Raw genomic sequence first — 24721 nt, 5'->3', positions numbered from 1 at the left:
GCCGCAGCCCAATCCGGCTGGCAAGGATTTCGCATGGCATGACCGAGCTGTGACCGCGACGATGCGACGCTGCCGAAAATTTGGACGCCGAGCCGCGCCGCGATCTCGCGAACACGAGAACCGTGGAGGCTTGAAATGAACCAGCACGCCGTCGTCAGCAAATTCTCCCACGTCAAACCCGGTGACACCGAGTTCAAGGGCGGAGGTCTGCGCGACTTCTTCCTGTATCGCGATCTCGGCATCGCCGATGCCACCAGCGGGCAGGTGATCTGCCACCTGGTCAAGGCCAATCCCGACATGCCGCCGGAGCAGGGCACCGGCTGGCACAAGCATCTGTGCGATTTTCAGATCGTCATCATGACCAAGGGCTGGGCGCGCTTCATGTACGAGGACAAGGAGACGCTTGTCGAGGCCGGCGACGTCATCCATCAGCGTCCCGGCATCACCCACTACCTGTTCGATTACTCGAAGGACATGGAATACCTCGAGATCGTCAGCCCGGCCGATTTCAAGACCGTGGACGTGCCGCCGGCGACCGAAGCGGTGCCGCCGATCACGCCGTGGAAATGATCGCCAGGCAGGACAGAGAGGAGGGATCGCAATGTCGTCTGCGGAGGAGTTAACTTTTGTTATCGGCCGCTGGCTGCGGCCGATCGTCATGCTTCTGTATGTGGTGCGCAGCCTGGGGCTGATGACCACATCTAGCCGTGAACAACGCAGTACGCTGCTCGATCAGTGATTCGGACGCGGTTCGTTCCACCCGCGTTCCAAATCTTAAGGCACGGTGTGCGCGCGTCGCGTTTTGAAACAGCGCGCGCCGATGCCGGCCTCAGGCCATGCCCGCCTGCTTCTCGCGCGGCTTCCGCCAGGCGATGACATTGGCTTCCAGCGCGCCGCCGGTGGTGTCATTGCGCCACTGGCCGTTGACGAAGCGGCAGGCGAACGGCAGCTGATACGTTCCGCTATGATCCTCACAAAGTACTTCCACGCGCTGTTCCGGCGCAGGTTCGCCATTGCCGTCGAATTGCGCCAACCGTTTTTCGCGCGTTGCCATGCGATCTGTCTCCACTGCCCAAGGTCGAGCCAAAAGGGATCGAACCAAACAAGTTCCGAAGGCCCCCGTCCCCACGAGTAGTCCCGTAATGGGTGAAGCACACCGCTTGAATGCGGTTTCAGTGTGGTATGTCTGCCTCGCTTTCAGCGTCGCGAGCACAAAACTGTGAATGACGCATTTGCCTGGAGACGCCGATGACCGCTCGTTTTGTTCTCGCCTTGCTGGCACCGCTCGCACTCGGCGTCGCCGGAACCGCGCATGCGCAGGACGTTCCCGGCATCGAGATCTGCACCGTCGAGAAAACCATGGAGCGGCGTACCAGCTGTCTGCAGAGCAATGTCGACTTCCTGCAGAAGACGATCAACAAGCTCACGTCGGATCATCAGCAGAAGCTCGACGCCGCCAACCGACAGATCGCGAGCTTGCAGAGTTCGGTCGCGAGCTTGCAGAAGCTCGTCACCGATCTGCAAACAGCGCAGGTCAAGCTGACCGAGGATCTGAAGAAGAAAGCCGACGCGCCGCCGGCGAAGGATGCCGCGCCGGCTGCGAAGGACGGGACGAAGTAGGAAATCGTCATTGCGAGCGAAGCGAGGCAATCCATCCCACCGCGCGTGCGGAACGATGGATTGATTCGTCGCTTCGCTCCTCGCAATGACAGGGTCTCAGCTACGCCACCCGATACTGCTCCATCACGTCGCGATCCGGCTCGTAGCCGAGGCCGGGTCCCTGCGGCACGGCGACATGGCCGTTGGGGTCGACGTCGATGCGGTCGCCCCACAGGCAGGCGGGACGCTTCATGAAGAACACCTCGATCAGCCCGGCGTCGCGGATCGCCATCAGATGCAGCGTGGCGAGGAAGCCCGGCCCGAAATAGGGCGAGTGCGGAATCACCTGGACGCCGAACTCGTCGGCGAGGACGGCCACCCTCAGAAATTCGGTGATGCCGCCGACCTTGATCACGGAGGGCTGCGCGTGACTGACCGCGCCCGCGGTCATCATCTGGCGGAATTGATGCACGGTGCAGGCGTTCTCGCCGGCCGCGATATCGAGCCGGCCTTCTCTGCGCACCTCGGCGAGCGTCGCAAAATCCTCCGGCGGCCAGACCGGCTCCTCCAGGAACAGCGGCGCGGCCTGCTTGCAGTCGCGCGCGAACTGGATCGCCGCGGGTCCGTCCAGCGGGCAGTTCATGTCGACCATCAGTGGCACGTCGGGGCCGATCGCCTCGCGCGCGGCGGTGACCGCAGGCACGGTGGTCTCGTGCAGCTTGATCGCCGAATAGCCCAGCTTGATCGCCTTCTTGCATTCGGCGGCGATATGCGCCGGATTGCCGATCCGCATCAGGCTCGCATAGGCCGGGATCGTGCTGCGCTTCGCGCCGCCGATCAGTTGATGCAGCGGCACGCCCTTCACCTTGCCGGCGAGATCCCATAGCGCGATGTCGAGCGCCGAGATCGCAAACATCGTGATGCCGTAGCGGCCGAACAGATGCAGGTTGCGCTGGATCTGCTCCATCGCGGCGGGGATGCTGGCGGCGTCGGGCACCTCGAGGCCGCGCGCCTGCGGTGCGATCATCTCGGCCACCGCCGTGCAACTCGTCTTCGGGCAGACATAGGCGAACGCATCGCCCCAGCCGGTGAGGCCGGCATCGGTCGAAACCTCGACCAGCACCATGTCGAGCGCCGAGATCGCGGAAGCTCCCTGGCGGAAGCTCGCGGGCCCGGCGTCGTAGGGAATGCGGATATGGTAGGCGCGGACGTCGGTGATTTTCATTGTTGTTGTCCTTCCGATCGCAGGATGTGCCTGGAATTCGTGGTGGCCGGACACTTGAGCTTGAAGAACGGCGGCGCTTCGGCTGGTCTGGGTTCCGGTCATCGCAAATCTTGCTCGTAACGAGTCTTGCTTGCGACAAGTCTTGCTCGTGAATCATGTCGAAGACGTGGATGCCCGGCGCACGGCCGGGCATCACGAACCGCAAAGTTGTGGAGGAAAGCCCTCAACTGCTCTTCTCGCCGCTCATGATGGGGCCGAACCGCTCCCAGCTCTCGCCCTTGAAGCGCATCATCTGCAACTGCTCGATCGGCGCATAGTCGTCCGGCCCGGTCTTGATCTTGGTGCCGGGCAGATAGATGCCGATCTCGAGGTTGAGGCTAGCCGCCTGCTTCATCAGGTTCTCGCGGGTGAGATTGTCGCCGCATTGCCGCAGCACCTGCTCGAGCCCCTTGGCGACACCATAGCCGAATACGGTGGCGGCGTCGTCGAGGTCGCCTTCGGGATACCACTTGGTCATGAAGGCGCGCCACTCGGTCATCGCCGGATCGTTCTTCCACTCGGCATCCTTGGGGTCCTTGAGATACGCCGTGGACAGCACGCCCTGGCTCGCTTCATAGCCGGCCGGCTTCATCACGCCACCGATCGAGCCGGAGACGTTGGTCAGGAACTGTACCGGATGCCAGTCGAGCTCGGCGGCTTTCTTGATCGCCTGCGCCGCGAATTTCGGCGTTGCAATGTTGACGAAGATGTCGGGGTTGGCGCCCTTGATCTGCACGATCTGCGAATCCACCGTCGGTGACGAAGTCTCGTAGGAGGATTCGACGACGATCAGCTTCTTGGCCTGGTCGCCGAGCCCGTCATGCAGGCCGATCAGATAGTCCTTGCCGAAATCGTCGTTCTGATAGAGCACGCCGATGGTCTTGCCCGGATAGTTCTGCAGAATGTACTTGGCATAGATGCGCGCTTCGACCTGGTAGCTCGGCTGCCAGCCCATGGTCCACGGGAAGTTCTTCGGATCATTCCACTTGGCCGCGCCGGTGGAGACGAACAGCTGCGGCACCTTCTTGGCGTTCATGTATTTCTGGATCGCGGTATTGCCCGGCGTGCCCAGCGGATTGAAGATCAGGAGCACCTCGTCGCTTTCGACCAGCTTGCGGGCCTGCTCGACCATCTTCGGCGGCGAGTAGGCGTCATCGTAGGAGATGAAGTTGACCTTGCGGCCGTTGATGCCGCCTTCGCTGTTGAGCTTGTTGAAATAGGCGGCTTCGGTCTTGCCGATCGTGGCGTAGGCCGACGCCGGACCGGAATAGGGCATGATGTTGCCGACCTTGATCTCGGTGTCGGTTGCGCCCGGATCGTATTTCTTCTGCGCGTTGGCGGCGCTGGCGACGGCGATGGTCAAAAGCCCCGCAAGCGCCGCTGATTTGACGCAGTTGGCATAGCTCAAGCGTTGGTGGTGCATCATTGTCCTCCCTGACATGCTGGCCGCGGCTCTTGCAGTCTTGATTATCGGGCAGCTTGATGAGCCGTCGGATCGATGCGTTGGCGAGTATGCACGATTGCAACATTGTTGCCAGCGACGGCTTTGCGGGTAAATTTCCGTGGAGCGGAACCGCGGTTTCGCCGTCGGGCAGCAAGGACTGTCAAATGCCGCGCGCGGCAGCCGTGCATGATGCCCGAGCTTTGCAGGAAAGCCGTCATCCATAAATCCAGCCCAGAAGGCGCTCTGGTATATCGAAAGCCATCTCGGCGCGCCGCTGACGCTCGACGAGATTGCCGCCGTAGCCGGCGTCTCGCGCTTCCATCTGGTACGGGCGTTCGCGGAGGCGACCGGGTTCTCGGTGATGCGTTATGTGCGGGCCCGGCGGCTCAGCGAAGCCGCGCGCCAACTCGCGGCCGGTGCGCCCGATATTCTCAGCCTCGCGCTGGATGCGGATTACGGCTCCCACGAAGCATTCACCCGCGCGTTTCGCGACCATTTCGGCGTCACGCCCGAGACGGTGCGCGCGACAACGTGTCTGACGACACTCAATCTCCAGGAGCCGATCACCATGATCTCGACAGCTCTCGACCACATCGATCCGCCGCGCATCGCCACCGGGAAGGCGTTCCTCGTCGCCGGCATCGGCGAGCGTTACAACCACGGCAATGGCAGCGATGCCGGCATTCCGAACCAGTGGCAGAGTTTCCACCAGCAATGTGTGCATATTCCCCGTCAGATCGGCAATGTCGCCTATGGCGTCTGCTGCAATGGCGATGATGCCGGCAATTTCGATTACATCGCCGGCGTCGAGGTCGCCGATTTCTCCGACCTGCCGCGCGAGTTCGCGCGCGTCCGGATTCCCGAGCAGAAATACGTCGTGTTCACCCACGCCGACCACATCTCGACCATCCGCCGCACCGTCAACACGATCTGGAATCGCTGGCTGCCGCAATCCGGCATGAAGGTCGCGGACGCGCCGAACTTCGAGCGCTACGACGAGAAGTTCGATGCGAGTACCGGCAATGGCGGGCTGGAGATCTGGGTGCCGGTGAAGGAGTAGCGGGCGCCGGTGCAGCAAACCCTGGTGTCGCCCCCGCGAAAGCAGGGACCCATGACCACCGATGCTTGTTATTTGCGTGACGCTAGAATGACGAGACCCACCTACAACTCTCGCCGCGGAGTATGGGTCCCTGCTTTCGCACTAGGGCATTTACACATCTCTTCGAGGCTAGAAAACCGACTCATCATCAAGGGGTTAGCTACTAGGCGAGAGCCGAAATCGGCGGGCGCAACCCTAGTGCAGATGAGTAAGTTCTCTGCGGTTTTCGGCCAACTCTTTGAGAAGACTCCGGAAAGACTGCGGAGGATATGTATATACGCTAGTGCTTTCGCAGGGACGACACCGTCGATCGTGCCGACGTTGTTGGGTGAGCCATACACCTGAGTTGCCCGGGCCAACAAACTCGATGTCGTCCTGGCGAATGCCAGGACCCATTACCCCAAATGGCAATTGTTGCGCGACGCCGGGGCCGCGATCTCTTTCACCATCAAATTCGGTGGCCATGGGTCTTGGCTTGCGCCAGGACGACAAATATTTTGCGACGGGCGGTGCAACAAACTGGGTGTCGTCCCTGCGAAAGCAGGGACCCATAACCGCCGATGCTGCTTATTGTGCGATGTTGGAACGACGAGTCCCCGTCACAACTTCGGCCGCAGAGCATGGATCCCTACTTCGCAGGGACGACACCGTCTTGTTGTTCGCGAGTGCCTAGATCAATGAGAGCGCGCCAGGCAGAACGCGACGACCTCTTCCAGCGCGGTCTTCATCGGCGAGGGTGGGAACAGCGCCAGCGCGTCGACCGCCATCGCGCCGTAGTGCTGGGCGCGGCTGATGGTGTCTTCCAGGGCGCGGTGCTTGGTCATCAGCCCGATCGCGTGATCGAGGTCGGCCGACCCGATCTCGCCGCGCTCCAGCGCGCGGATCCAGAACTTGCGTTCGGTATCATTGCCGCGGCGGAAGGCGAGCACCACCGGGAGCGTGATCTTGCCCTCGCGGAAATCGTCGCCGACATTCTTGCCGAGTTTTGCGGATTTGCCGCCATAGTCGAGCACGTCGTCGACGAGCTGGAAGGCGATGCCGAGATTCATGCCGACCGAGCGGCACGCGGTCTGCTCGGCCTTCGGACGGTTGGCGATCACGGGGCCGACCTCGCAGGCGGCGGCGAACAGCTCCGCGGTCTTGCCGCGGATCACCGCGAGATATTCGTCCTCGGTGGTCGCGGTGTTCTTGGCGGCGGCAAGCTGCATCACCTCGCCCTCGGCGATGGTGGCGGCGGCGGCGGAGAGGATGTCGAGTGCGCGGAGCGAGCCGACCTCGACCATCATCCGGAACGCCTGGCCGAGCAGGAAGTCGCCGACCAGCACGCTGGCCTCGTTGCCCCACAGCATCCGCGCGGACAATTTGCCGCGGCGCAGCTCGCTCTCGTCGACCACGTCGTCATGCAGCAGGGTCGCGGTGTGCATGAACTCAACCGCGGCGGCGAGCTTGATATGGCCGTCGCCGGAATAGTCCGCGAGCTGGGCCATTGCCAGCGTCAGCATCGGGCGCAACCGCTTGCCCCCGGAGGAGATCAGGTGATTGGCGACCTCGGGGATCATGGTGACCTCGGAGCCGGTCCGCGAAAGGATCGTCGCGTTGACGCGCTCCATGTCGGCGGCGAGAAGTCCCACCAGCCCGTCGATCGAAGCATTGGACGGGCTTTCGAAGGGTACAATAACCGCCACGCTGGTCTCCAATTTTGCCGAATACGCACTATGCTCAGCTATAACAATAGAAACTGAGCGGTGCAGCGGCAAGGCCATCAAGTTATTGACATGTGGCGCAAGTGCCGCACTGCCGGGGCGACAGGAGAGCGTATTTTGCGGGAATTGGTACGGACCAATGACATGGTGCTGGTCTCCGCCATCGGCGCGCTGCTCGACAGCGCTAACATCCATCATCTGGTGCTGGACCAGAACATGAGCATCATCGAGGGCTCGCTCGGCGTGCTGCCGCGGCGGATCCTGGTGCATGAGGACGACAACCACGAGGCCCGCCAGCTCCTGACCGATGCCGGCCTCGGCCACGAATTGCGGGCCGATGACTAGAGCGTTTTCGAGCGAAATGGGCCCCGGTTCGCGTGAAGAAAACGCGTCAAAAAGCGAGTCTCCGGCCGCCGGGATCACCGAAGACGGATTTCTCGGTGGCCAATTGCGCCTGCGGCAACCCCGCAGCGGCCACCGCGCCGGCCATGACGCGATCCTGCTCGCCGCGGCGACGCCGGCTCGATCAGGCGACCGCGTCGTCGATCTCGGCTCCGGCGTCGGCGCGGCCGGGCTGGCGGTGGCGCGGCGGGTGAGGGGGATCGATCTCGTCCTGGTCGAAATCGACCCGGCCCTGGCCGAGCTTGCGCGGAATAATGCCGCCACCAACGCGATCATGGCGAAGGTGATCGTGCTTGATGTCGAAGCCGGCGCCGCAGCCTTCGATGATGCCGGCCTCGGGCCGGATAGCGCCGACGTCGTGCTGATGAACCCGCCGTTCAACGATCCGTCGCGGCACCGCGCCTCGCCGGACGGTGTGCGCGAGCGCGCCCATGTCGCGAGCGCGACCACGCTGGCCGGCTGGGTTCACGCGGCGCGGCGGATTCTCAAGTCGAACGGGCAGCTTGCGCTGATCTGGCGGGCCGACGGCATTGCCGAGGTGCTGGCTGCGCTGGACCGTGGTTTTGGCAGTGTCGAGATCCTGCCCGTTCACGGCGACGGGGCGTCGCCGGCGATCCGAATCCTGGTGCGGGCGACCAAGGGCGGCCGGGCGCCGACGCGGCTGCATGCCGCACTGCTGCTCAATGAAGAGTCAGGCGTGCCCAATAAATGGGTGCAGGAGATTCTGGCCGGGAAGGGGGATTTGCCGCTGGCGCGGCGCTAAAAAGATCATGCTCGAACAAGAAGCCAAGGCGCGATGGCATTGCGCTTTAGCGGGCAGGCATGCTGCCCACGTCGTCAGAGGCACTAAATCACTGCGAAGCCGTTTCCGACTGGCGGTCCGGCGTGGACGTGAAGTGGATCGCCGCCAGGAGTGTACCGATCAGCAAAATCAGCAGATAGATTTTCATGAGTCCCTCTCCGCCCGCGCATTGCAGCCCCAATGACAAAATGCAAAACGCGTTCCACGGATTCCAATGACAGTGGCGTGATAAAAAGTGGTTAATTCGAGGTAACGGCATGAGTGAACAAATAAGTGATCACGCTGGACGTTCGGGACTGCTCGAACGCGTGCAGGCAGTGTTGCCGGCGCGCTTCAGGCGCGGCGCGGCCGTCGTGCCGGTGGTGCGGCTGGCAGGCGTGATCGGCGCGGTGACGCCGTTGCGGCCCGGCATGACACTCTCCGGCGTCGCCAAGATGCTGGAGCGCGCCTTTGGCACGCGGAATGCCAAGGCGGTAGCGCTGGTGATCAATTCGCCGGGCGGCTCGCCGGTGCAGTCGCGGCAGATCTATCTGCGCATCCGGCAACTCGCCGCCGAGAAGAAGCTGCCGGTGCTGGTGTTCGTCGAGGACGTCGCGGCGTCCGGCGGCTACATGATCGCCTGCGCGGGCGACGAGATCTATTGCGACCCGTCCTCGATCCTGGGCTCGATCGGCGTGGTCGGCGGCAGCTTTGGCCTGGAGGGGCTGATCAAGAAGATCGGGGTCGAGCGCCGGCTGTATACGGCGGGGAGCCACAAGGCGATGCTCGATCCGTTCCTTCCCGAGAACCCGGACGACGTTGCCCGGCTGAAGGCGATCCAGCGCGAGATCCATGCGATCTTCATCGCGCTGGTGAAGCAGAGCCGCGGCAGCCGCCTCAAGGGCGCCGACGACATGCTGTTTACCGGTGAATACTGGGCCGGCGATACCGCGATCGGTCTCGGGCTCGCCGACGGCATCGGCGACATCCGCTCCACGCTACGGGCCCGCTATGGCGACAAGGTGCTGACCCCGGTGATTGCGCCGGCCAGCGGCTTGCTGTCCGGCCTGCTCGGCCGGCGGGCGCCGGGGGCAGGGTCGCTGGCGGCGCTGGACGGGCTGGCCGCGCTGCCGGACGAGGTGATCTCGGCGCTGGAAACCCGGGCGATTTGGGCCAGATTCGGGCTGTGAACACAGGGATGTGAGCGCGCCATTTAGCCCCAAAACCGCGATTGCGGCGCAGGCCGCCTTGCGCGAGAATGCCTGTCGTTGGGGGCCTGACAGACGTGAACGACAAGGATCGACCGATGCCGCCGCTGATTGCATTCGCAGGCGTCTTGGGAAGCCTGGCCGTGGTCCGCTGGGCGTACAAGACGGCCGTCCGGATCAACCAGGAACTCGAAGAGGCGCGATTGTCCCGCGTGGCCGAGGCCACCCGCGCGGGCGAAATCAAGACCCTGCGCCGCGACCCCGTGACCGGGGCCTATCGCCCGGGCTAGGGCTTGGATCTCCCTCGCCCCGCTCTTGCGGGGAGAGGGGCTGTTTCCGCAGATTCGAAAGACCTAAGTTCGCGGAGAGTCCCCCTCACCCGAAATGCGCGCTGCGCGCGAATTTCGACCTCTCCCCGCAAGCGGGGCGAGGTGCAGAAACATCCTCCATCGCCTTGATTCCATTGGCTGCCGCCGATACGGTCCCGCGCGCCTCACACCCCCTCGCGAGATCGATTCCAACGATGGATGCCCTGCCTGACCACATGCGCCCGGAACGTTCGTTCCAGGGCTTCATCCTGGCCCTCCAGCGGTTCTGGGCGGAGCAGGGGTGCGTCATCCTGCAGCCCTACGACATGGAAATGGGCGCCGGCACCTTCCATCCCGCGACCACGCTGCGCGCGCTGGGGCCCAAGCCCTGGAACGCGGCCTATGTGCAGCCCTCGCGGCGGCCCAAGGACGGTCGCTACGGCGAAAACCCCAACCGCCTCCAGCACTACTACCAGTTCCAGGTGATCATGAAGCCGTCGCCGCCGAACCTTCAGGACCTGTACCTGAAGTCGCTGGCCGCGATCGGGATCGACGCCGCCGTCCATGACATCCGCTTCGTCGAGGACGACTGGGAAAGCCCGACGCTCGGCGCCTGGGGCCTCGGCTGGGAATGCTGGTGCGACGGCATGGAAGTGTCGCAGTTCACCTACTTCCAGCAGGTCGCCGGCGTCGAATGCGCGCCGGTCGCGGGCGAGCTTACTTACGGACTCGAGCGGCTCGCGATGTATGTGCAGGGCGTCGACCGCGTCTACGACCTCAACTTCAACGGCCGCGAGGGCGCCGAGAAGGTCACCTATGGCGATGTTTTCCTGCAGGCCGAGCAGGAATATTCGCGACACAATTTCGAGCACGCCGACACCGCGATGCTGTTCGAGCAGTTCAGGATGGCCGAGGACGCCTGCCGCAAATATCTCGCCGCCGGCTGGCGTGAGGGTGGGAATCAAAAGGAACATCTGATGGCCTTGCCGGCCTACGACCAGTGCATCAAGGCGAGCCACGTGTTCAACCTGCTCGACGCCCGCGGCGTTATCTCGGTGACGGAGCGGCAGAGCTACATCGCCCGCGTGCGCGACCTGGCGAAGGCCTGCGGCGAGGCATGGATCCACACTGAAACGGGCAGGGCGGTCTGATGCCCGATCTTCTCCTCGAACTGTTCTCCGAAGAAATTCCCGCGCGCATGCAGGCGAAAGCGGCCGACGATCTGCGCCGCATGGTGACCGACAAGCTGGTCGCTGAAGGCCTGGTGTACGAGGGCGCCAAGGCGTTCGCAACCCCGCGCCGTCTTGCGCTCACCGTGCACGGCATCCCCGCGCGCCAGCCCGACCTGAAGACCGAACGTCGCGGCCCGAAGATCGGCGCCCCCGATGCGGCGGTGCAGGGCTTTCTGAAAGCGACCGGTCTCACGTCGCTGGAAGAGGCAAAGATCCAGAAAGACGCGAAGGGCGACTTCTACATCGCGCTGATCGAAAAGCCCGGCCGCGCTGCGATCGACGTGATCGCGGAGATGCTGCCGGTGATCATCCGGACCTTCCCCTGGCCGAAATCGATGCGCTGGGGCGCGCGCTCGGCGAAATCAGGCTCGCTCACCTGGGTGCGCCCGCTGCACGCCATCACCGCGACCTTCGGTCTGGAGACCGAGGAGCCCGACATCGTCAAGTTCTCCGTCGACGGCATCGAGGCCAGGCAGAGCACCTATGGCCATCGCTTCATGGCGCCGGGTGCGATCTCCGTGCGCCGCTTCGAGGATTACGAGGCCAAGCTGAAGGCCGCGAAGGTGATCCTCGATCCGCAGGCGCGCAAGGACATCATCCTCGAGGACGCCAAGGAACTGGCGTTCGCGCAGGGCCTCGAACTGGTCGAGGACCAGGTGCTGGTCGATGAGGTCTCGGGCCTCGTCGAATGGCCGGTGGTGATGATGGGATCGTTCGAGAAGGAATTCCTGTCGATCCCGGATGAAGTGATCCGCGCCACCATCCGCAACAACCAGAAGTGCTTCGTGGTCAGGGATCCCAAGACGGGCAAGCTGACCAACAAGTTCGTGCTGACCGCCAATATCGAGGCGCCCGACGGCGGCAAGACCATCGTCGCCGGCAATGAGCGCGTGATCCGTCCGCGGCTGTCCGACGCAAAATTCTTCTACGAGACCGATCTGAAGACCAAGCTGGAAGACCGGCTGCCGAAGTTCGAGCAGATCGTGTTCCACGAGAAGCTCGGCACCCAGGCGGAGCGCATCAAGCGGATCGAGCGGCTCGCCGCCGAGATCGCGCCGCTGGTCGGCGCCGACGTCGCGAAGACCAGGCGCGCCGCGCGCCTCGCGAAAGCCGATTTGCTGACCGAAGTGGTCGGCGAATTCCCGGAGTTGCAGGGCCTGATGGGCAAGTACTACGCGCTGGCGCAGGGCGAGGATGCGTCCGTCGCCGCCGCGAGCGAGGACCACTGGAAGCCGCAGGGGCCGACCGATCGCGTGCCGACCGATCCGGTCAGCGTCGCGGTCGCGCTGGCGGACAAGCTGGACACGCTCGCCGGATTCTGGGCGATCGATGAGAAGCCGACGGGTTCGAAGGACCCGTTCGCGCTGCGCCGGGCAGCGCTCGGCGCGATCAGGCTGATCGTCGAGAATACGCTGCGCCTGCCGATCCTGAAGACGGCCAAATCCGCGTTGCTCGGATTGTCGCTCAAGGCCGATGCCGAAACGCTGCCGAACGATCTGCTAGCCTTCTTTGCCGACCGCCTGAAGGTCCAGCTGCGCGATCAGGGCGCGCGCCACGATCTCGTCGATGCCGTGTTCTCGCTTGGTGGCCAGGACGATCTGCTGCTCGTCGTCCGGCGCGTCGAGGCGCTCGGCAAATTCCTCGACAGCGACGACGGCAAAAACCTGCTCGCTGGCACGAAACGCGCCAGCAACATTCTCGCGATCGAGGAGAAGAGGGACAAGCGGACCTTCGACGGCGCGCCTGACGCCGCGCTCTACAAGCTCGACGAAGAGAAGACGCTGGCCAAGGCGATCGACCAGGTGAAGGCCGAAGCGTCCGCCGCCGTCGCCAAGGAAGACTTCGCCGCCGCGATGAGCGCGATGGCCAAGCTGCGTCCGGCGGTCGATGCGTTCTTCGACAAGGTCAAGGTCAACGACGACGATCCGAAGGTGCGCGAAAACCGTCTGAAGCTGCTCAACGAGATCCGGGCCGCGACGCGCGCGGTAGCGGATTTCTCCCGGATCGAGGGCTGATCGATGGACCGCGCAACGCTCGCCGCTTACGACAAGGATGCGGCGGCGTTTGCGCAGGACTGGCACGACCAGCCGGCGCCGGTCGATCTGCAAGAAATCGTCGCGCGCTTCTTCATCAAGGGCGGCGCAACCGCCGATATCGGCTGCGGCAGCGGCCGCGAGGTGGCCTGGCTCAATGCCCACGGCTTTCCGGCCAAAGGCTATGACGCCTCCGAGGGTCTGCTCGCGGAGGCCCGCGCCCGCTATCCGGCGCTGCGCTTTGCCCGCGCCGAACTGCCCGATCTGTCGGGCATCGCGGCCGGCAGCTTCGACAATGTGCTGTGCGAGACCGTGATCATGCATCTCGACCACGCGCTGATCGCGCCGTCGGTGCGCCGCATGTTCGATATCGTGAAGCCCGGCGGCATCTTCTATCTGAGCTGGCGCGTCACCGCGGGTGATGATGCGCGCGATGCGCATGGCCGGCTTTACGCGGCGTTCGATACCGCGCTGGTGCGGACCGAACTTGCAGCGGCCGAATTGCTGCTCGACGCTGAGGTCGTCAGTGCCTCGTCCGGCAAGGTCATTCACCGGCTGGTCGCCAGCAAGGGCAGGCGATGATGGCGCGGGTCGCGACATGCGCCTGCGGACGGCTCCGCGTCACCTGTCAGGGCGAGCCCACCACAGTAGCGCTGTGTCATTGCCTGGAGTGTCAGAAGCGAACCGGCAGCACCTATGGCGTCGCGGCGTTCTTTCCGCGCGCTGACGTCGAGCCGCAGGGCGAGGCGCGCGAATACAGCCGCATCGGCGGCAGTGGATCTGCCGTGGTGTTTCATTTCTGCCCGAATTGCGGATCGTCGGTCTATTGGGAGCCCGGTCGCGCGCCGGACCTGATCGGCGTTGCGGTCGGCGCCTTCGCGGACCCCGATTTTCCCGCACCGTCGCAATCGGTCTTCACGCAGCGCCGCCACGCCTGGGTCGTCGACAAATAGACCACCGCCGCAGCGATCTGCGTCGCGCTGGAAATATTTCGACACAATTTGCAATTTGTTAACCATGCCCTGCGAAGGTCCTGACGAAGCAACGATTTCTTAAGACATCGCCCCTCGCGCCAATGCAGGGACCGCCCGATGACCTCGATCGGCACCACGCCCAATCCCTACGCCCAATATGGTTCGGCCTATGCGCGGGCAGCAGCGACGCCCTCGCTGGCGGCGACCTTGTCGGGCGACGGCACCGCCGGGCGATCTGTCGGCGTCCTCGACATCCAACGCCGCAACCAACCTCACGCTGTCGGACGCCGCCCGCGCGCAGCTCGCCAAGGCGCCGCTGCCGGATTTCGCAAGCGTCACCAGCGATGCACGTATCACGCTCGACCGGCTCTACACGGTCGCCGGCGTCAAGGCACCGATCGTCGACGGCAAGACCACCATCGATCTCTCGACGCTGGACCGTCGCTCGCTGTTTGCGATCTCAACCAACAATGGCGGCAAGTTCACCCCGGACGAGCAGGTGGTTGCGGCCACCGAGCTGAAGCAGCGCTTCGACAAGGCGATGGAGCCGTCGCTGGCGACCACGCGCCTGACCGGCGACTACAGCATCAGCTACAAGGCCGCGCTCGATTATCTCGATGGTGCGAGCGATGAGGAGAAGGCCACCGCAACCTGGGCCAGCCAGCGCGCCGCGGTGCTGAAGGGCTATCAGGCGACGCAGCAGGATCCGAGCACGGCGCCATCGGGAATTTCCGGCGATCCGATCGCGGCCGCGCTGGCGGGGACGGCGCCTCCCACAAAGAGCACGACGCGCGACTTCAGCAGCATCGCCAGCGACGTGCGCGCCTTCCTCGATCGGCAGAAGAGCGAGGCGGCGAAGAGCGGCAAGGAGCTGGTCTACGATTCCCGCCGCAAGACCGGACAGCTCGCCGACCTGTCCTCGCTTGACAACCGCTCGCTCTCGGCGATCTCGCTGAACCAGGACAAGAAGTTCTCCACCGAGGAGATCTTCGCGGCCAAGCAGGAACTCAATACGCGGACACGTCTCGCCGTGCTCGACGCGCTGAAGCAGAGCCAGACCGCCGGCGATCCGCGCCAGTTCAGCCTCGGCATCCTCAAGCAATATTCCTCGATGAGCGCGGAGGAGCGCCAGGCGGCCAACTGGACGCAGGATTTCCAGGACGCCGCGATCAAGAGCTACAAGTCGACCTCGACGTTGCTCTCGATCCTCAAGTCGTAACCCGGCACGGCATCAGAACGGAAGAGCCCCGCCCGGAGGGGAAACCGGGCGGGGCTTTCTGGTCCGGTCGATCCTCGCGCACATCCGCTTGCGCGGCGCCCGGACTGTCGTTCAGGCGATCGTGCTGACGTTGATCTAGTCGACCACCTGAACGATCCGTCGCGAACGCGGCTCGACCAGAACGGTCTCACCGTTCACGACGGTGTAACGATAGGGCGTCGCGCCGAACCGTTGCGGCACGTCGTAAGTGGTCACGCCGGCGTCCGGTAGCACTGTGCCGACCACGATGCGATCCGGAACCGTGTAGTTCGGCACGCGCTCGCGCACGATGTACTCGCGGAAGGCCGGACGCTGCTCGACAGTAATGCCCTCGTCATCATCGACTGCAACCGGCGGGCCACCGCGGACGACGCCAACGGTCTGGGCCTGTGCGGCAACAGCCGGCACCGTGATCGCGGCAGCAACCGCTGCAACGGCAAGTAATCTGTTTCGCATGGCTCGCTCCATTCTTTTTCGGTGCGCGCCAGCCATCGCCGATGCGCACGGCGAGCCAATGCATCGGCTGCGGTGATGTTCCGGAAAACCGCCGCCATATACGCGGCAATTTGGAGCAATTTTCGTGAGTTGCGGGAACTCGTCGGCGGGACCTGCGTCTTGATGTGGGAACTTCCCTCAGCGGATAAACTGCCGCTCGATTCGCTCCTCCAAGCAACCCCCGGAGAAAACTTCAATGACCATCACCGCTGGGCATCTACCTGCTATCGTGGCTCTGATCGCGGGCGTCCTGATCCTGATCATGCCGCGGCTCCTCAATTACATCGTCGCGATCTATCTGATCTTCGTCGGGCTCGTGGGGATGGGTCTGCTGCGCTGGCTGCACCTCTAGCGGGAAAGAGGGGTTTCGCGGCTTGCGCGGAACCCCTCAAAATGGTGTAAGGCGCGCATCTTCGACCCCTCCTTCCGGATTGTTGTCTGACATGGCCAAAGCCGTCGCGAAGTCCAAGAAAACTGCTGCGAAAACTGCCGAGAAAACAGCAGCGAAATCAAAGCCCTCCGCCGCAGCCCGCAAGGCCGCTCCGGCGCGCAAAGCACTGAAGAAGAGCGCCCCGAAGGCGGCGCCGAAAGCCGCCCCCAAATCGGCTGCAAAGCCCGCCGCAAAGCCCGCTGGCAAGGCGCCGGCGAAGGCCATTGCGAAGAAGGCGGCCCCGGCTGCGATCAAGGCCGGCAAGTGGGTCTATACGTTCGGCGACGGCAAGGCCGAGGGCCAGGCGACCTTGCGCAATCTGCTCGGCGGCAAGGGCGCCAACCTCGCGGAAATGGCCAATCTCGGCCTGCCGGTGCCTCCCGGCTTCACCATTCCGACCTCGGTCTGCACCTATTTCTACGAGCACGACAAGACGTATCCGAAGGAATTGAAAGCACAGGTTGAGAAGGCGCTCGACTATGTCGGCAAGCTGACCGGCAAGACTTTCGGCGACGCCAAGAACCCGCTGCTGGTCTCGGTCCGCTCGGGGGCGCGCGCCTCGATGCCGGGCATGATGGACACCGTGCTCAATCTCGGCCTCAACGACCGCACCGTCGAGGCGCTGGCCGAACTCTCCGGCGACCGCCGCTTCGCCTATGACAGCTATCGCCGCTTCATCACGATGTATTCGGACGTGGTGCTCGGCTTCGAGCATCATCACTTCGAGGACATCCTCGACACCTTCAAGGACGGCCAGGGCTATTCGCTCGATACCGACCTGACCGGCGACGACTGGGTCGAACTGGTCGGCAAGTACAAGGAAGCGGTTGCCAAGGAGACCGGTCACGACTTCCCGCAGGATCCGCACGATCAGCTGTGGGGCGCGATCGGCGCGGTGTTCTCATCCTGGATGAACGCCCGCGCGGTGACTTATCGCAAGCTGCACGACATTCCGGAATCCTGGGGCACCGCCGTCAATGTGCAGGCGATGGTGTTCGGCAACATGGGCGAGACCTCGGCCACCGGCGTCGCGTTCACCCGCAATCCCTCGACCGGCGAGAGCAAGCTTTACGGCGAGTTCCTCATCAACGCGCAGGGCGAGGACGTTGTCGCCGGTATCCGCACGCCGCAGGACATCACCGAGGAGGCGCGCCAGGAATCCGGCTCCGACAAGCTGTCGATGGAAGCCGCGATGCCGGTCGCGTTCAAGGAGCTGACGCGGATCTACACGCTGCTCGAGAAGCACTACCGCGACATGCAGGACATGGAGTTCACGGTCGAGCAGGGCAAGCTGTGGATGCTGCAGACCCGCGGCGGCAAGCGCACCGCGAAGGCGGCGCTGCGCATCGCGGTCGAACTCGCCAATGAAGGCCTGATCTCGCGCAAGGACGCGGTGACGCGGATCGATCCGGCCTCGCTCGACCAGCTGCTGCACCCGACCATCGATCCGGCCGCCAAGCGCGACGTGATCGCGACCGGCCTGCCGGCGTCGCCTGGTGCTGCCTCGGGCGAGATCGTGTTCTCGTCGGACGAAGCGGCCAAGCTGCAGGCCGACGGGCGCAAGGTCATCCTGGTCCGCATCGAGACCAGCCCGGAAGACATCCACGGCATGCACGCCGCGGAAGGCATCCTCACCACCCGCGGCGGCATGACCTCGCACGCGGCGGTGGTCGCGCGCGGCATGGGCAAGCCCTGCGTCTCCGGCTGCGGCACCATCCGCGTCGATTACGGCCGCGGCACCATGAGCGTGGGCTCGCGCACCTTCAAGACCGGCGACGTCATCACCATCGATGGCTCGGTCGGCCAGGTGCTGGCCGGCCGCATGCCGATGATCGAGCCGGAGCTGTCCGGCGAGTTCGGCACGCTGATGGGCTGGGCCGACGAGGTCCGCAAGCTCGGCGTTCGCGTCAACGGCGATACGCCAGACGACGCGCGCACCGCGGTGAAGTTCGGCGCCGAAGGCATCGGCCTCTGCCGCACCGAGCACATGTTCTTCGAGGAGACCCGCATCCGCACCGTGCGCGAGATGATCCTCTCCGAGGACGAGCAGTCGCGCCGCGCCGCGCTGTCGAAGCTGCTGCCGATGCAGCGCGCCGACTTCGTCGAGCTGTTCGAGATCATGCAGGGCCTGCCCGTCACGATCCGCTTGCTCGATCCGCCGCTGCACGAGTTCCTGCCGCACACCCAGGCCGAGATCGAGGAAGTGGCGCGTGCCATGAACACCGATCCGCGCAAGCTCGCCGACCGCGCCCGCGAACTCTCCGAGTTCAACCCGATGCTCGGTTTCCGCGGCTGCCGTCTTGCGATCGCCTACCCGGAGATCGCCGAGATGCAGGCGCGTGCGATCTTCGAGGCTGCCGTCGAAGCCGGCAAGCGCACCGGCAAGCCGGTCGGTCTCGAGGTGATGGTGCCGCTGATCGCGACCAAGGCCGAGTTCGATCTGGTCAAGGCGCGGATCGATGCGACAGCCAACGCGGTGATGAAGGAAACCGGCGTCAAGCTGAGCTACCAGGTCGGCACCATGATCGAGCTGCCGCGCGCCTGCCTGATGGCGGGCGAGGTGGCCGAGACCGCGGAGTTCTTCTCCTTCGGCACCAACGACCTGACGCAGACCACCTACGGCATCAGCCGCGACGACGCCGCGAGCTTCCTCGGCACCTATGTCGCCAAGGGCATCCTCGAGATCGATCCGTTCATCTCGGTCGATCGCGACGGCGTCGGCGAGCTCGTCAGGATCGGCGTCACCCGCGGCCGCAAGACGCGTCCGAACCTCAAGGTCGGCATCTGCGGCGAGCACGGCGGCGATCCCGCGTCGGTCGCGTTCTGCCACGAGGTCGGGCTCGATTACGTCTCGTGCTCGCCCTATCGCGTGCCGATCGCGCGTCTCGCCGCGGCGCAGGCCGCGCTCGGCAAGGAGATCGCCAGCCAGGCGTGAGCGATCTTACAGTTCAGAGAGTGCGATGGCCGGGACAAAGTCCCGGCCATTTTTGTTTGTTGAGGCAGCCTGAAAATATAGCGTCATTGCGAGCCAACGGGTCGCGCGAACGCGCGCCCGATGACAGGCTCCGCGAAGCAATCCATGTTTCCACTTGCCGAGCCATGGATTGCTTCGTCGCTGTCGCTCCTCGCAATGACGGCGGGTGGCTACCGTGCCTGCAACACTTTGTTCACCATCTCCGTTGACCTGTTGTTTACGACTTTCATGCGCCGCGCGTTTACCAAGGCGCGCAATGCAACGCGCGAAACATGCGCGATTGCTTGAGTGTAGCGCGCGAGCAACGCCGATTAACTCCGCGGCAACCTAAACGGTTTAGCAACGAGAAAGGTCGAATTGCGCGGATGTACCGCGTTCGATTGCACTCAGTAAGCGTTGCGTGAGCGTACGATGTTTGTGTCGCGTAACCAGCCGAAGGGCGCACGTCTTGCGCTCTTCGGTCTCGGTCTTGGCATCTTCGCACTGATGCCGACCGAGATCGGATATCAGGATATTGCCTCGCTCCTGGCCCGGCAGCCCGGCGTCGCCGAGCGCTGGCAGAAGCGCGTCTTCGCCTCCGCCGTCGGCTCAATCCAGGTCGCGACCTACAGCTTCGGCCGTCCGATCGGCACGTCCGCGCCGCAAGCGCCGCAAATCCTGCTCGCAAGACTGGACAGTTCGAACCTCGACATCACCGGAACGGTGACGCGCAATCCGATCACAGCCCCGCCGCCGCGCTACCAGGCATCCGATTTTCCCAAGGTCGATCGCACCATGAAGGGCGATCGCCTCGTCGTCCGGCGGCCCGATCAGGTCGAACCGGCGGAGCCTGCAAATACGGCGCCGGCGAACGAGGATCCGGCGACATCGAATTCGTCGGTCAAGGGCATGAAGACCGCGACCGCACCGGCCGACAGCGCGCCGCTCGATCCTGAATTGCAGGAGGCGCTGCGCGCGCCGCCCTTGCCGCAATATGCCAAGCCGTCGCCGCAGCAGAACGACGTGTCGCTCTCGCTCGAGGCCAGCCCGCTCGACGATCTGAAGCCCGCGCCCGCAAAGCCCGCTGCTGCGCCCGCCGATGCGGCGCGCGAGCGCGACCCGTTCGCATTCCAGACCGCCAGCCTGTTCTTCGGCTCGTCGCTCGGCACGCCGGAGAACCTCGAGCGCTGGCAGCCCGGCGAGGCGCCGGTTGTCGTACCGCCGGCAGCAACGCCCGATCCCGACATGAAGGTGATGGCGTCACTGCCGGTCGATGCCGACGGTCCGGTCAAGGCCGGCGAGATGGGCGAGAGCATCGCGCCGAAGGGCGAGGTCAATGCGGACGACCAGCACACCAAGACGCCGGCGGAGCGGCTCGGCCTGTTCGACGAGAAGTCGCGCGCCAAGTCGGAGAAGTGCCTCGCCGAGGCGGTCTATTTCGAAGCCCGCGGTGAAGCGGTGCGTGGCCAGATCGCGGTCGCCCAGGTGGTGCTGAATCGCGCCTTCTCCGGCAAATATCCGGAGACGGTGTGCGGCGTGGTCTACCAGAACAAGAATCGCCATTACGCCTGTCAGTTCACCTTCGCCTGCGACAACGTCGCTGACGTCGTCCGCGAGCCCGACATGTGGGACCGCGCCAGGAAGATCGCGAGGGCGATGCTCGACGGCGAATTGTGGCTGCCGGAAGTCGACCGCTCGACCCACTACCACGCCTATTGGGTGCGACCGTCTTGGGTCAGCGAGATGAAGAAGATGTACAAGTTCGGCGTCCACACCTTCTATCGCCCGCGCGCCTGGGGCGACGGCAGCGACGCGCCGAGCTGGGGCAACCCGGCCGAGACCGCCAAGATCTCGGCGCAGCTCGCCGAGGCCGCCCAGAGCTCGGCCGAGCAGGCCAGCGCCCGGCGATAGGGCCTTCTGCCTCCCGTTCCGCGGCCGGCGTGCCCCGGAATGACGGTCATCATCCTCTCCGATTCTGCAGAGCAGCCCTGCAGGCGAATATTTTTCTCCGGCCCCTCTTGGGGTTTTCATGCACCTGCATTAACTCCCCGTAACGTTCGGCGGGGCGGCTCCCCGCGCAGCAGTTGCGGGGGAAGACAAGATGGCCGTTACCACCGGGGATCTTCGACCGACGTCGGGCACGTGGCGCACGCCGCTTGTCATCATCGTCTGTGGCTGCGCGATTGCGCTGCTGAGCTTCGGGCCGCGCTCCAGCCTCGGCTTCTTCGTGCAGCCGATGAGCCATGAATTCACCTGGGGCCGCGACGTGTTCGGCCTCGCGCTGGCGCTGCAGAACCTGTTGTGGGGGCTCGGCCAGCCGATCGCCGGCGCGATTGCCGACCGCTTCGGGCTGCTGCGTGTGATGGTCGTCGGCGCACTGCTTTACGCCGCGGGCCTGCTCCTGATGCGTTACTCGGCGACGCCGCTCTCGCTCAACCTTGGCGCCGGCGTCTTGATCGGCTTCGGCCTGTCGGGCTCATCGTTCAACCTGGTGCTGTCGGCGTTCAGCAAGCTGCTGCCGCCCGCGCAGCGCGGCATCGCGCTCGGCGCCGGCACCGCCGCGGGCTCGTTCGGCCAATTCCTGTTCGCGCCGTTCGGCGTCGCGATGATCGACAATTTCGGCTGGCAGACCGCGCTCCTCGTATTCGGCGCACTGATGCTGCTGATCCTGCCGTTGTCGCTGGCGCTCTCGACGCCGCCGGCGGAGACGAATGACGCCGCGCCGGCCGATCAGCAGTCGTTCAAGACCGCGCTGGCGGAGGCATTCGGCCATCGCTCCTATGTGCTGCTGGTGCTCGGCTTCTTCACCTGCGGCTTCCAGCTCGCCTTCATCACAGTGCATCTGCCGGCCTATCTCGCCGACCGCGGCATTCCGGCATCGACCGGCGGCTGGGTGATCGCGGCGATCGGCCTGTTCAACATCGTGGGCTCGCTCAGCGTCGGCTGGCTGCAGAACGTCTTCCCGAAGCGCTACATCCTGTCGGTGATCTACTTCACCCGCGCGCTGTCGATCGTCGCCTTCATCTCGTTCCCGATCACGACCTTCTCGGCGATCGCGTTCGGCGCGATCTCCGGCCTGACCTGGCTCTCCACGGTGCCGCCGACTTCGGCGCTGGTGGCGCTGATGTTCGGCACGCGCTGGTTTGCGACGCTGTACGGCTTCGCCTTCGTCAGCCATCAGGTCGGCGGCTTCCTCGGAGTCTGGCTCGGCGGCATCGTGTTCGAGCAGTACGGTTCCTACACCCCGATCTGGTGGCTGTCGGTGCTGTTTGGCGTGCTGTCCGCGCTGATCAACCTGCCGATCGTCGAAAAGCCCGTCGTCCGCCCGGTTGCGCAGCCTGCCTGATGGGGTAAACCATTTCCCCGAAACCAAGATTACGGGGAGTGCACATCGTGGCAACGTTCAAGGCAATCAGGATCGACAAGGCGGACAAGGGTACCACCGCCGCACTCACCCAATTCGACGAAGCCGAGCTGATGGACGGCGACGTCACCGTCCGCGTCGAGTGGTCGACACTGAACTACAAGGACGGCCTCGCACTGACTGGCAAGGCACCGGTGGTGCGCCGGTTCCCGATGATCGCCGGCATCGATTTCGCCGGCACGGTCGAGCAATCCAGCCATCCGGACTGGAAGGCGGGCGACAAGGTCGTCTGCAACGGCTGGGGCATGGGCGAGACCCATCTCGGCGCCTACGCTGAAAAGGCCCGCGTCAAGGGCGACTGGCTGGTGCGGCTGCCCGACGGCATCTCGGCCCGCGATGCGATGGCGGTCGGTACCGCCGGCTATACCGCGATGCTCTCGGTGCTGGCGCTGGAGAAGCATGGTCTCACCCCGAAGAGCGGCCCCGTGGTGGTCACGGGTGCCGCCGGCGGCGTCGGCTCGGTGGCGATCGCCGTGCTGTCGAAGCTCGGTTACCACGTCATCGCGTCGACCGGGCGGATGTCGGAGACCGACTATCTCAAGGGTCTCGGCGCCACCGAGGTGATCGACCGCGCCGAACTGTCAGGTGCGCCGAAGGCGCTGGCGAAGGAGCGCTGGGCCGGCGGCGTCGACAGCGTCGGGTCGACCACGCTCGCCAACCTGCTGTCGATGACGAAGTATGGCGGAGCCATCGCGGCCTGCGGTCTGGCGGCCGGTATGGATCTGCCGTCTTCGGTCGCGCCCTTCATTTTGCGGGGCGTGTGCCTTCTCGGCATCGATTCGGTGATGTGTCCGATCGAACTGCGGAGGACCGCCTGGCGCCGCCTTGCCAGCGATCTGGATAAGGCAAAACTGGCTGATATCACTCACGAAATCGCCCTGGACGAAGTCATGGGCTTTGGCGCGAAAATCCTCGGTGGCCAGGTCCGGGGCCGCATCGTGGTAAAAATAGTCTGAGGACGTTCAGACTTTACCAACCAAGCTGCTCCAATGTTGCCACTGTTGGTATGGTAAGCAGCGGGTAAAGAGACTTGCGGCATGATCCCGGGGGGCCGGGTTTCCTCGCGCAGACGTCGAAAAGCGTTGGTGCGGGGGTCATGCGCAACAAGGAGCGAGTGCCCGCGCTCGTCAGTGGAGTAGCTCATGCTTGCGCGTTTGGTGTTGGGGGCCGTCACGGCCGGAGCAATGGTCGTGCCGGCATTCGCGGGCATGATGAACGCCGATGAGGCCCGCAGATTCGTCGCCGGCAAGGTGTTCGCGTTCACCTGTTTCGATGGCACCCGCGGTGCCGGCCGCATCCTCGACGATCTGGGCGCGGCAGGCTCGGTCCAGTTCTCCGGCTCGGGGCCGATCCGTCACCTGCGCCTGCCCGGCAACACGCTGCAGATCCGCGGTCAGAGCGTTTGCGCGTCGCTGAAGGGCATTCCGTTCGAACCGTGCTTTAATCTCGACAAGCAGGACGACCGCTCGTTCCGCGGCTCGGTTTCCGGCATGGGCTTTGCCTATTGCGATTTCCATCATCAGGGCGGCCAGCAGATGCTGATGGCGCGCGCGGCGGCGCGTCCGCGCTCGCTGCATCCACGCACCCGATCCGCGGATGCCTCGCAGACCGAAGTGTCGCGCGTTGAGACGCCGCAGGTCGGAAGCGCGAAGCTCGAGCCGGTCAAGGCCGAGCCCGCCAAGGTCGAGAGCGCGCCGGAATTGCGCCGCTCCACCGACTAACCTTTCATCTGCGCGCTAGCGGGAATAGCGCCGCCAAGCCGTAGTCATACGGATGGCGGTCGCCACGCCTTGCTCGCTACTCAATACCTGGCGTTCGCCGTGAGGCGGGACATTGGGGACTCTGATTTTGAGTAGTCATATGGCGCAATATTTTTTTCGAATTAGTGATGGCGATTACGCTGGTGCATCCGACCACGCGACGGAGTTTGAAAGCCGCGACGTGGCCTGGGCCGAGATGACCAAGGTCTGCGGAAATTTCCTCGGCAGCATTTCGCGCAATCTGAAGCAGAACAGCGAATGGCACATGGAGCTGCTCGACGAGGGCAGAAAACCCGTGTTCAGGATTCGACTGGTCGCCGAGTCCGTCGACTGAAGCTGCCTTTCAGGACGGCA

At 64.5% G+C, this 24721-nt stretch carries 26 protein-coding genes; 21 read left to right on the top strand and 5 right to left on the bottom strand.

All coding sequences use genetic code 11. From position 1 onward, the window contains the following. Positions 1-135: 135 nt before the first annotated feature. Both ACVW1B_RS24240 and ACVW1B_RS24235 read left to right on the top strand, forming a co-directional pair. Complete coding sequence (locus ACVW1B_RS24240; RefSeq protein WP_057014914.1) at positions 136-570, top strand: cupin domain-containing protein; 435 nt, start codon at positions 136-138, stop codon at positions 568-570. A gap of 31 nt (positions 571-601) precedes the next feature. Then, complete coding sequence (locus ACVW1B_RS24235; protein WP_016848367.1) at positions 602-739, top strand: hypothetical protein; 138 nt, start codon at positions 602-604, stop codon at positions 737-739. A 90-nt stretch (positions 740-829) separates the two neighbouring features. On the opposite strand, the gene ACVW1B_RS24230 is transcribed toward ACVW1B_RS24235, so the two are convergent. Next, entirely contained in the window at positions 830-1054 is a 225-nt protein-coding gene (locus tag ACVW1B_RS24230; RefSeq protein WP_225161055.1) for a hypothetical protein, read from the bottom strand. Between the two features lie 194 nt (positions 1055-1248). Between ACVW1B_RS24230 and ACVW1B_RS24225 the strand changes: the two genes are divergently transcribed. Further along, positions 1249-1620, top strand: coding sequence for a hypothetical protein (locus tag ACVW1B_RS24225; protein ID WP_253607475.1), 372 nt, complete (start codon positions 1249-1251; stop codon positions 1618-1620). Between the two features lie 100 nt (positions 1621-1720). Here ACVW1B_RS24225 and ACVW1B_RS24220 read toward each other — a convergent pair whose 3' ends face one another. Next, positions 1721-2824 carry a mandelate racemase/muconate lactonizing enzyme family protein gene (locus tag ACVW1B_RS24220; protein WP_456822309.1) on the bottom strand — a complete coding sequence of 368 codons (1104 nt, stop codon included), beginning with the start codon at positions 2822-2824 and terminating at the stop codon, positions 1721-1723. Positions 2825-3047: 223 nt separating this feature from the next. Continuing rightward, a complete protein-coding gene (locus ACVW1B_RS24215; protein ID WP_310883486.1) occupies positions 3048-4289 on the bottom strand; it encodes an ABC transporter substrate-binding protein in 1242 nt (413 codons plus the stop codon). Positions 4290-4527: 238 nt separating this feature from the next. Between ACVW1B_RS24215 and ACVW1B_RS24210 the strand changes: the two genes are divergently transcribed. Continuing rightward, positions 4528-5367 (top strand): AraC family transcriptional regulator, encoded by an 840-nt coding sequence (locus ACVW1B_RS24210; RefSeq protein ID WP_310883485.1) that lies wholly within the window; start codon positions 4528-4530, stop codon positions 5365-5367. A 713-nt stretch (positions 5368-6080) separates the two neighbouring features. Here the strand turns inward: ACVW1B_RS24210 and ACVW1B_RS24205 are convergent. Continuing rightward, on the bottom strand, positions 6081-7091 hold the full coding sequence (locus ACVW1B_RS24205; RefSeq protein WP_057015096.1) for a polyprenyl synthetase family protein: 1011 nt from the start codon (positions 7089-7091) through the stop codon (positions 6081-6083). Between the two features lie 135 nt (positions 7092-7226). On the opposite strand from ACVW1B_RS24205, the gene ACVW1B_RS24200 reads away from it, so the two are divergent. The 9 genes from ACVW1B_RS24200 to ACVW1B_RS24160 all read left to right on the top strand — a co-directional run bounded on the left by ACVW1B_RS24200 (position 7227) and on the right by ACVW1B_RS24160 (position 15266). Beyond that, positions 7227-7454: a putative signal transducing protein gene (locus tag ACVW1B_RS24200; RefSeq protein WP_026193157.1), complete on the top strand. Its 228-nt coding sequence runs from the start codon at positions 7227-7229 to the stop codon at positions 7452-7454. A gap of 16 nt (positions 7455-7470) precedes the next feature. Continuing rightward, on the top strand, positions 7471-8274 hold the full coding sequence (locus tag ACVW1B_RS24195; protein ID WP_310883029.1) for a tRNA1(Val) (adenine(37)-N6)-methyltransferase: 804 nt from the start codon (positions 7471-7473) through the stop codon (positions 8272-8274). Between the two features lie 296 nt (positions 8275-8570). Further along, positions 8571-9482, top strand: coding sequence for a S49 family peptidase (locus ACVW1B_RS24190; protein ID WP_057014921.1), 912 nt, complete (start codon positions 8571-8573; stop codon positions 9480-9482). Between the two features lie 116 nt (positions 9483-9598). Next, positions 9599-9790, top strand: a complete 192-nt coding sequence (locus ACVW1B_RS24185) for a hypothetical protein (protein ID WP_026193154.1) — start codon at positions 9599-9601, stop codon at positions 9788-9790. Between the two features lie 233 nt (positions 9791-10023). Beyond that, positions 10024-10959 (top strand): glycine--tRNA ligase subunit alpha, encoded by a 936-nt coding sequence (locus tag ACVW1B_RS24180; protein WP_092085757.1) that lies wholly within the window; start codon positions 10024-10026, stop codon positions 10957-10959. Beyond that, positions 10959-13055, top strand: coding sequence for a glycine--tRNA ligase subunit beta (gene glyS / locus ACVW1B_RS24175; protein ID WP_456822308.1), 2097 nt, complete (start codon positions 10959-10961; stop codon positions 13053-13055). Before ACVW1B_RS24180 ends, glyS begins: the two co-directional genes overlap by 1 nt. A 3-nt stretch (positions 13056-13058) precedes the next feature. Then, the gene (locus tag ACVW1B_RS24170) at positions 13059-13655 is read left to right on the top strand and encodes a class I SAM-dependent methyltransferase (RefSeq protein WP_310882999.1); all 597 of its coding nucleotides are present in this window, start codon (positions 13059-13061) and stop codon (positions 13653-13655) included. After that, positions 13655-14026 (top strand): GFA family protein, encoded by a 372-nt coding sequence (locus tag ACVW1B_RS24165; RefSeq protein ID WP_310883000.1) that lies wholly within the window; start codon positions 13655-13657, stop codon positions 14024-14026. The genes ACVW1B_RS24170 and ACVW1B_RS24165 overlap by 1 nt, the downstream gene beginning before the upstream one ends. A gap of 190 nt (positions 14027-14216) precedes the next feature. After that, a complete protein-coding gene (locus tag ACVW1B_RS24160; protein WP_456822307.1) occupies positions 14217-15266 on the top strand; it encodes a hypothetical protein in 1050 nt (349 codons plus the stop codon). Positions 15267-15401: 135 nt separating this feature from the next. Here ACVW1B_RS24160 and ACVW1B_RS24155 read toward each other — a convergent pair whose 3' ends face one another. Next, a complete protein-coding gene (locus tag ACVW1B_RS24155; protein WP_310883002.1) occupies positions 15402-15761 on the bottom strand; it encodes a DUF1236 domain-containing protein in 360 nt (119 codons plus the stop codon). A gap of 235 nt (positions 15762-15996) precedes the next feature. Between ACVW1B_RS24155 and ACVW1B_RS24150 the strand changes: the two genes are divergently transcribed. The 8 genes from ACVW1B_RS24150 (at position 15997) to ACVW1B_RS24115 (ending at position 24701) form a co-directional block, all read left to right on the top strand. Further along, positions 15997-16152, top strand: a complete 156-nt coding sequence (locus ACVW1B_RS24150) for a DUF3096 domain-containing protein (RefSeq protein WP_016844375.1) — start codon at positions 15997-15999, stop codon at positions 16150-16152. A 91-nt stretch (positions 16153-16243) separates the two neighbouring features. Next, positions 16244-19165: a pyruvate, phosphate dikinase gene (ppdK, locus tag ACVW1B_RS24145; RefSeq protein ID WP_310883003.1), complete on the top strand. Its 2922-nt coding sequence runs from the start codon at positions 16244-16246 to the stop codon at positions 19163-19165. A gap of 144 nt (positions 19166-19309) precedes the next feature. Beyond that, positions 19310-19492: a hypothetical protein gene (locus ACVW1B_RS24140; RefSeq protein WP_310883004.1), complete on the top strand. Its 183-nt coding sequence runs from the start codon at positions 19310-19312 to the stop codon at positions 19490-19492. Between the two features lie 123 nt (positions 19493-19615). Next, a complete protein-coding gene (locus tag ACVW1B_RS24135; protein ID WP_310883005.1) occupies positions 19616-21094 on the top strand; it encodes a cell wall hydrolase in 1479 nt (492 codons plus the stop codon). 190 nt (positions 21095-21284) lie between these two features. After that, on the top strand, positions 21285-22529 hold the full coding sequence (locus ACVW1B_RS24130) for an MFS transporter (RefSeq protein ID WP_076824017.1): 1245 nt from the start codon (positions 21285-21287) through the stop codon (positions 22527-22529). 47 nt (positions 22530-22576) lie between these two features. After that, positions 22577-23563 (top strand): acrylyl-CoA reductase (NADPH), encoded by a 987-nt coding sequence (gene acuI / locus ACVW1B_RS24125; protein WP_026193152.1) that lies wholly within the window; start codon positions 22577-22579, stop codon positions 23561-23563. Positions 23564-23749: 186 nt separating this feature from the next. Continuing rightward, positions 23750-24328 (top strand): hypothetical protein, encoded by a 579-nt coding sequence (locus tag ACVW1B_RS24120; RefSeq protein ID WP_028332627.1) that lies wholly within the window; start codon positions 23750-23752, stop codon positions 24326-24328. A 139-nt stretch (positions 24329-24467) separates the two neighbouring features. Further along, the gene (locus ACVW1B_RS24115; RefSeq protein WP_016844381.1) at positions 24468-24701 is read left to right on the top strand and encodes a DUF6894 family protein; all 234 of its coding nucleotides are present in this window, start codon (positions 24468-24470) and stop codon (positions 24699-24701) included. Positions 24702-24721 lie beyond the last annotated feature (20 nt).

It is taken from the genome of Bradyrhizobium sp. USDA 4502 (assembly GCF_054063355.1).
This window is presented reverse-complemented; position numbering and strand designations above follow the sequence as displayed.

Bases quoted from the DNA above. Each gene is read 5' to 3' on its own strand.
- ACVW1B_RS24240 (WP_057014914.1), top strand. From the start codon at position 136: ATGAACCAGCACGCCGTCGTCAGCAAATTCTCCCACGTCAAACCCGGT.
- ACVW1B_RS24235 (WP_016848367.1), top strand. From the start codon at position 602: ATGTCGTCTGCGGAGGAGTTAACTTTTGTTATCGGCCGCTGGCTGCGG.
- ACVW1B_RS24230 (WP_225161055.1), bottom strand. From the start codon at position 1,054: ATGGCAACGCGCGAAAAACGGTTGGCGCAATTCGACGGCAATGGCGAA.
- ACVW1B_RS24225 (WP_253607475.1), top strand. From the start codon at position 1,249: ATGACCGCTCGTTTTGTTCTCGCCTTGCTGGCACCGCTCGCACTCGGC.
- ACVW1B_RS24220 (WP_456822309.1), bottom strand. From the start codon at position 2,824: ATGAAAATCACCGACGTCCGCGCCTACCATATCCGCATTCCCTACGAC.
- ACVW1B_RS24215 (WP_310883486.1), bottom strand. From the start codon at position 4,289: ATGATGCACCACCAACGCTTGAGCTATGCCAACTGCGTCAAATCAGCG.
- ACVW1B_RS24195 (WP_310883029.1), top strand. From the start codon at position 7,471: ATGGGCCCCGGTTCGCGTGAAGAAAACGCGTCAAAAAGCGAGTCTCCG.
- ACVW1B_RS24190 (WP_057014921.1), top strand. From the start codon at position 8,571: ATGAGTGAACAAATAAGTGATCACGCTGGACGTTCGGGACTGCTCGAA.
- ACVW1B_RS24185 (WP_026193154.1), top strand. From the start codon at position 9,599: ATGCCGCCGCTGATTGCATTCGCAGGCGTCTTGGGAAGCCTGGCCGTG.
- ACVW1B_RS24180 (WP_092085757.1), top strand. From the start codon at position 10,024: ATGGATGCCCTGCCTGACCACATGCGCCCGGAACGTTCGTTCCAGGGC.
- glyS (WP_456822308.1), top strand. From the start codon at position 10,959: ATGCCCGATCTTCTCCTCGAACTGTTCTCCGAAGAAATTCCCGCGCGC.
- ACVW1B_RS24170 (WP_310882999.1), top strand. From the start codon at position 13,059: ATGGACCGCGCAACGCTCGCCGCTTACGACAAGGATGCGGCGGCGTTT.
- ACVW1B_RS24165 (WP_310883000.1), top strand. From the start codon at position 13,655: ATGGCGCGGGTCGCGACATGCGCCTGCGGACGGCTCCGCGTCACCTGT.
- ACVW1B_RS24160 (WP_456822307.1), top strand. From the start codon at position 14,217: ATGCGCGGGCAGCAGCGACGCCCTCGCTGGCGGCGACCTTGTCGGGCG.
- ACVW1B_RS24155 (WP_310883002.1), bottom strand. From the start codon at position 15,761: ATGCGAAACAGATTACTTGCCGTTGCAGCGGTTGCTGCCGCGATCACG.
- ACVW1B_RS24150 (WP_016844375.1), top strand. From the start codon at position 15,997: ATGACCATCACCGCTGGGCATCTACCTGCTATCGTGGCTCTGATCGCG.
- ppdK (WP_310883003.1), top strand. From the start codon at position 16,244: ATGGCCAAAGCCGTCGCGAAGTCCAAGAAAACTGCTGCGAAAACTGCC.
- ACVW1B_RS24140 (WP_310883004.1), top strand. From the start codon at position 19,310: ATGTTTCCACTTGCCGAGCCATGGATTGCTTCGTCGCTGTCGCTCCTC.
- ACVW1B_RS24135 (WP_310883005.1), top strand. From the start codon at position 19,616: ATGTTTGTGTCGCGTAACCAGCCGAAGGGCGCACGTCTTGCGCTCTTC.
- ACVW1B_RS24130 (WP_076824017.1), top strand. From the start codon at position 21,285: ATGGCCGTTACCACCGGGGATCTTCGACCGACGTCGGGCACGTGGCGC.
- ACVW1B_RS24120 (WP_028332627.1), top strand. From the start codon at position 23,750: ATGCTTGCGCGTTTGGTGTTGGGGGCCGTCACGGCCGGAGCAATGGTC.
- ACVW1B_RS24115 (WP_016844381.1), top strand. From the start codon at position 24,468: ATGGCGCAATATTTTTTTCGAATTAGTGATGGCGATTACGCTGGTGCA.